At 70.6% G+C, this 4,889-nt stretch carries 8 protein-coding genes; 4 read left to right on the forward strand and 4 right to left on the reverse strand.

Annotated features, from left to right (window positions below; translation table 11 throughout):
- Nucleotides 1-559: 559 nt before the first annotated feature.
- From AB0J09_RS56190 to AB0J09_RS56200, 3 genes are all read left to right on the forward strand, one after another.
- Nucleotides 560-1,045, forward strand: a complete 486-nt coding sequence (locus AB0J09_RS56190) for a hypothetical protein (protein WP_360710730.1) — start codon at nt 560-562, stop codon at nt 1,043-1,045.
- A 259-nt stretch (nt 1,046-1,304) separates the two neighbouring features.
- Nucleotides 1,305-1,619: a metalloregulator ArsR/SmtB family transcription factor gene (locus tag AB0J09_RS56195; protein WP_360710733.1), complete on the forward strand. Its 315-nt coding sequence runs from the start codon at nt 1,305-1,307 to the stop codon at nt 1,617-1,619.
- On the forward strand, nt 1,616-2,038 hold the full coding sequence (locus tag AB0J09_RS56200; RefSeq protein ID WP_360710735.1) for an SRPBCC domain-containing protein: 423 nt from the start codon (nt 1,616-1,618) through the stop codon (nt 2,036-2,038). The genes AB0J09_RS56195 and AB0J09_RS56200 overlap by 4 nt, the downstream gene beginning before the upstream one ends.
- Here AB0J09_RS56200 and AB0J09_RS56205 read toward each other — a convergent pair.
- The 4 genes from AB0J09_RS56205 to AB0J09_RS56220 all read right to left on the reverse strand — a co-directional run bounded on the left by AB0J09_RS56205 (nt 2,035) and on the right by AB0J09_RS56220 (nt 4,643).
- Nucleotides 2,035-2,247 carry a hypothetical protein gene (locus tag AB0J09_RS56205; protein ID WP_345002864.1) on the reverse strand — a complete coding sequence of 71 codons (213 nt, stop codon included), beginning with the start codon at nt 2,245-2,247 and terminating at the stop codon, nt 2,035-2,037. The two genes, AB0J09_RS56200 and AB0J09_RS56205, sit on opposite strands and share 4 nt — an antisense overlap.
- Nucleotides 2,248-2,250: 3 nt before the next feature.
- Nucleotides 2,251-2,985, reverse strand: a complete 735-nt coding sequence (locus AB0J09_RS56210) for an alpha/beta hydrolase (protein ID WP_360710738.1) — start codon at nt 2,983-2,985, stop codon at nt 2,251-2,253.
- Complete coding sequence (locus AB0J09_RS56215; protein WP_360710741.1) at nt 2,982-3,605, reverse strand: LysE family translocator; 624 nt, start codon at nt 3,603-3,605, stop codon at nt 2,982-2,984. Before AB0J09_RS56215 ends, AB0J09_RS56210 begins: the two co-directional genes overlap by 4 nt.
- A gap of 66 nt (nt 3,606-3,671) precedes the next feature.
- Entirely contained in the window at nt 3,672-4,643 is a 972-nt protein-coding gene (locus AB0J09_RS56220) for a WYL domain-containing protein (protein ID WP_360710743.1), read from the reverse strand.
- A gap of 64 nt (nt 4,644-4,707) precedes the next feature.
- On the opposite strand from AB0J09_RS56220, the gene AB0J09_RS56225 reads away from it, so the two are divergent.
- On the forward strand, nt 4,708-4,889 hold a 182-nt coding region (locus AB0J09_RS56225; protein WP_360710746.1), incomplete at its 3' end, for a DeoR family transcriptional regulator.

A 4,889-nucleotide genomic window follows, 5' to 3' on the forward strand; every position in this document is an offset into this window, starting at 1 on the left:
GCGACCAGGTGGAGCGGATGACCGACGAGCTGGCCGCCGAGCCGTGGCGGCTGCTGGGCGACGAACGCGCCGAGCGCCTGGCTCAGCTCGCTTCCCCGTTCCTCGGCGCGGTCTTCGAGGCCGGGCTCCTGCCGATGACCAGCACCCTCGGCATCGCCACCGTCAAGGCCCCCGACTAGCCTCGCAAGAGGAGGACCGTCGACCTGACGGCATCAGCCGAAGCCCATCGGCACGGCGATGTTCGTGACGTGCAGGTACGTCTCGTGCTCGCGTCGGAAGAGGTCCGTGACCCGCTAGCCCGCTCTGGCGCGCACCTGAGTTGATCTCCCAAGGAAGGGGACCCATGGGGCAGTCCGTCCATCAAGGGAGGGCTTCGGTGGCGGCACCGGCGTCCTCTGCGGCGTCGCTGTCATGGGTCGCTAGCTGATGAAGTCGACCGGAGCCCGCTTCCAGAACGGCCATCTCGTCGAACGGCACGACGCCGCTGCATGACACCGACCCGCGGCGCTCCGTCAAAAGGGGTGGGCGTTCCGGAAACAAGCCTGGAACCATGACAGCCATGAAACGAGTCGTGATCCTGGGGCGTGGCGGTTCAGGAAAGTCGACCCTCGCGGCCCGTCTGGGCGCAATCACCGGGCTCCCCGTCATCGAGCTGGACAAGCACTTCTGGCGACCAGGTCTTGAAGCGACGGCTCCCGACCGGTGGGCCGCCATCCAAGGTGAACTCGTACAGGCCGCGGCTTGGATCATGGATGGCGACCTCGGTCCCTACGACGTCCCCGACGTCCGGCTCCAAGCCGCGGACACCGTCATCCTGCTGGACTTCTCGTTCTGGCGCTGCGCCTGGCGAGCGATCCGACGCTCTCGGCAACGCGCCGACTTCTGGCTTTGGGTCTGGGCCTACCGACGCCGGAGCCGACCGCTTCTCCTCGCGGCGATCGCCACTCACGCCGGTGATGCGACGCTGCACGTGATTCGGAATCCGCACGCGCTGAAACGCTTCATAGCGCAAGTCACGACCGGCCAGACCTCGGGCCGACCGTAACAGGCAGCATCAGGTCTTCAGCGAGTCGAGATGGGCGGCGAGGATCTGGGCCGCCCAGCCGGGTCCGCCGACGGCGGCTCGTAGACCAGGTGGGCGGCCCCTCGATGACGGCCCCGAGCCTGCTCAAGCAGCCGGCGGCGCGGTCCGGCGACAGTGGCCGTGGCGACACTCACGTACGCGTCTTCGCAATGATTGCCGCTATCGTTAAAGATTAACAGCCTAACGAAAGCAGGCAACAATTAACGATAGCGTTAACGATGTGGACGCCACGCTGGCCGCGCTCGCCGACCCCACCCGGCGCAAGGTCATCGACCTGCTGCGCGAAGGGCCGCGACCGGCAGGCGAGTTGGCGCAGGCCGTGCAGATGAGCGCCCCCGCCCTCAGCAGGCACCTGCGCGTGCTGCGGGCGGGCGGTCTCGTACGTGCCGAGGCAGGCGGCGCCGACGCCCGGCTGCGCCTCTACACGCTGCGCCAGGAGCCGTTCGCCGCGCTGCAGGCCTGGCTGGACCAGGTGCAGGCGTTCTGGACCGAGCAGCTCGGCTCGTTCAAGGACCACGTGGAGCGGGGCCGGTGAGCTCCGTCCGGGCCGGCGTCACCGTCCCGGTCGATCCGGCGACCGCGTTCCGGATCTTCACCGACGAGATCGACCGCTGGTACGTACGCGGCCGCCACAGCTGGGTCGACCCGGCCCGCGCGGTCGGCATCCGATTTCAGGACGGCTACCTGCGCGAGTTGTGGTCCGGCGGCGGCCACGTCGACATCGGCAAGATCATCGCCTGGGAGCCGCCGCACCGCCTCGTCTGGGCCGACCTCATCCACGAGGGCGGCCGGATGGAGATCGAGGTGGCCTTCAGCCCGGTCGACGGCGGCACCGAGGTGCTGCTGGAGCACCGCGGCCTGGACACGCTGCCCCCGGACGTGGCCGGGCGCATCCGGCGCGGCTACTCCTGGAACATCGCGCTGGGCTGGTTCGCCGGCCAGTGGAAGGACTAGCGGCGGCCGTACTTCTTGTGCACGGCCTGCTTGCTGACCCCGATCGCGTCGGCGATCTGCGCCCACGCCAGCCCCGCCACCCTGGCACGCCGCACCTGGACCGCCTCCAGACGCTCGATCTCGCGGCGCAGCGCGGTGGTGGCGTGCAGTGCCAGCAGCGGATCGTCGTCCTGCGCCTGTCTCACGAGGGTCGCCAGGTCGTTCGTCATGCCCTAAAGGTAATCCAGGAGCAGCCGGTTGATCTCCTCGGGACGTTCCATGGCCGGCAGGTGCCCGGCCCACTCCAGCTCGACCAGCCGCGCCTGGGGCAGCTCACCGGCCAGGTGACGGGCACTGGCCACGAAGTACGGCAGATCGTGCGCGCCGACCACCACCAGCGCGGGAGCGTCGATCTCCGCCGCCGTGACCTCCCCGCCCACCCGCTCGGGCTCCGGATCTGCGGCCAACTGCACCTCGAACGCGTGCCGCTGCATCTCCACCACGCGCCCGAACGCCTGCCGCGTCGCCTCAGGCCCCAGCAGGACGCGGGCGTTCAGCTCGGCCGCCCCCTGGACGTCGCCCAGTTCCACCAGGCGGTTCTCCTCCGCCCAGTACGCCTTCACGTCGTCCGTGGCCGGCAGTGTGGAGACCGGGTTGAGCAGCACGAGCCGGTCGGCGAGCCCGGCCGCGGCCAACTCCAGCGCGACCTCGCTCGCGCCCGACGACGCCACCACCGCCGTGCGGCTCACCTCCAGCTCGGCCAGCACCCGGGTCACGTCCCCCGCGTCGCTGTAGGGCCCGTCCGAATGGAAGGCGCTGCGGCCGTACCAGCGGAGGTCCACCGTGATCACGCGGAAGCGGCCTGACAGGGCCTCCACCTGGGCGTCCCACATGCCGGAGTCGGCCGCCGACGAATGCAGCAGCACCACGGGCTCGCCCGTGCCGCGCTCGGCATGCCAGATCGTCATCGCGCCTCCACCACCAGTCGCACACCCAGCCCGATCAGTACCACGCCGGAGATCTGCTCCAGCCTCCGCCGCACCGCGGGCCTGCCCAGCCACGCCTTGGCCTTGGCGACCATCCAGACGAGCAGACCGTACCAGAGCAGGTCAACCAGCACCCACACCACGGCCAGCGTCACGAGCGTCAGCGGCACGTTCTGCCCCGGCGGGACGAACTGCGGCAGGAACGACATCGCGAAAACCGCCGCCTTCGGGTTGGCCAGGCACGTCCCGACGCCCGCCAGGTAAGGGGCGCGCCAGCCCGGCACGACCGCCCCTTTGGGCGCCCCCTCTGACTGCTTGGAGCCCTTGCGGGCCTGCCACAGGGACTGCGCGCCCATCGCCACCAGCACCACGGCGCCCACGATCCGCATCACGTCGTAGGCCAGCTGCGAGGCCACCAGCAGCGCCGACAGGCCGAACGCGGCGGCCAGCCCCCACAGCAGGATCCCCGTCTCGTTGCCCAGGGTGGCGGCCAGGCCCGAACCGCGGCCCGCGCGCAGCGTCTGGCGCAGGATGATGGCCGTGCTCACCCCCGGCACCATGGCGATCAGGACGCACGCGCCCGCGAAAGCTAGAAGATACATGCCGGGCATGGTCCCAGAACCGCGTCCGAATATCGCCTGGTTTATCCGCGCATCGCGTGGGCGGGCTCAGCCGTACATCTTGTGCAGTTCCGCGACCGCCTCGCACATCGCCACCCGCAGCTCCGGCGGCCCGAGCACCTCGACGGCGGCCCCCATGCGCAGCAGCAGCCAGCGCGCGTGCGTGATCGACTCGATGGGCACCGTGAGCGTCAGCCAGCCCTCCGGATCGGGCTCTGCCGCGGCGGCCAGCGCGGCGCCCACGACGTCGGAGCCCATCGTGTACGCCAGCAGGTCGCCATAGCCGGGGGCCAGCTTGATGACGGCCTCGGCGGTGTACATCCGCTCGCGGAACTCCTTGGCGTAGTCCTGCCAGAACCCGCCCAGGTCGAACTCCTCGGGCCGGGCGAACCGGCCGGGCATCGTCTCCAGCGTCAGGATCCGCGCCACCCGGTACGTACGGGGGTTGCCGCCCTGCGGCACGGCCACCATGTACCAGGACCCGCCCTTGAGCACCAGCCCGTACGGGTGCACCACCCGGTCGACCTCCTGCTGCCCCCAGCGCCGGTAGGTCATGTGCAGCGGCCGCTGCTCCCACACCGCCTCGGCCACCTCGCTCAGATGCGGCACGTCGTCGGCCGTGCGATACCAGCTCGGCACGTCCAGCAGGAACCGCTCACGCATCCGCGAGGCGTGCGAGCGCGGCTCGGGCGGCAGCGCGGCCAGCAGCTTCAGCTCCGCTGTGGCCACCACCTCCGACAGCCCCAGCTCGGCCGCCGGTCCGGGCAGCCCCGTCAGGAACAGCGACGAGGCCTCCTCGGCCGTCAGCCCGTTCAGGCGGGTGCGGTAGCCGTCGAGCAGCTGGTAGCCGCCAGCAGGTCCCCGGTCGGCGTAGACCGGCACGCCGGCCGCCGACAGCGCCTCGACGTCGCGGTAGACGGTGCGGACCGACACCTCCAGCTCCGCGGCCAGCTCGGGCGCGGTCATGTGGCCGCGCGTCTGCAGGAGCAGGAGCAGCGAGAGGAGGCGGCTGGCACGCATGCACCCATTGTATTGCGCACATATGTCGTGTTTGTATGAACACGTGGAACGTTTGCGAGCCATCATGAACACCCTGCGCACCAACGACAGCGTCTCGGTCGCCGAACTGGCCGCCGAGCACGGCGTCTCGGAGATGACCATCAGGCGCGACCTGGACGAGCTGGCCCAGCAGGGGGTGGTGCGCCGGGTCAGGGGCGGGGCGCTGTCGCTGCTGCTGCGCGGCGAGGAGCCGCCGTTCGGCGTGCG

The sequence above is a fragment of the Nonomuraea sp. NPDC049784 genome (genome assembly GCF_040659615.1).
Taxonomy (GTDB): domain Bacteria; phylum Actinomycetota; class Actinomycetes; order Streptosporangiales; family Streptosporangiaceae; genus Nonomuraea.

Bases quoted from the DNA above. Each gene is read 5' to 3' on its own strand.
- AB0J09_RS56190 (WP_360710730.1), top strand. From the start codon at position 560: ATGAAACGAGTCGTGATCCTGGGGCGTGGCGGTTCAGGAAAGTCGACC.
- AB0J09_RS56205 (WP_345002864.1), bottom strand. From the start codon at position 2,247: ATGACGAACGACCTGGCGACCCTCGTGAGACAGGCGCAGGACGACGAT.
- AB0J09_RS56210 (WP_360710738.1), bottom strand. From the start codon at position 2,985: ATGACGATCTGGCATGCCGAGCGCGGCACGGGCGAGCCCGTGGTGCTG.
- AB0J09_RS56215 (WP_360710741.1), bottom strand. From the start codon at position 3,605: ATGTATCTTCTAGCTTTCGCGGGCGCGTGCGTCCTGATCGCCATGGTG.
- AB0J09_RS56220 (WP_360710743.1), bottom strand. From the start codon at position 4,643: ATGCGTGCCAGCCGCCTCCTCTCGCTGCTCCTGCTCCTGCAGACGCGC.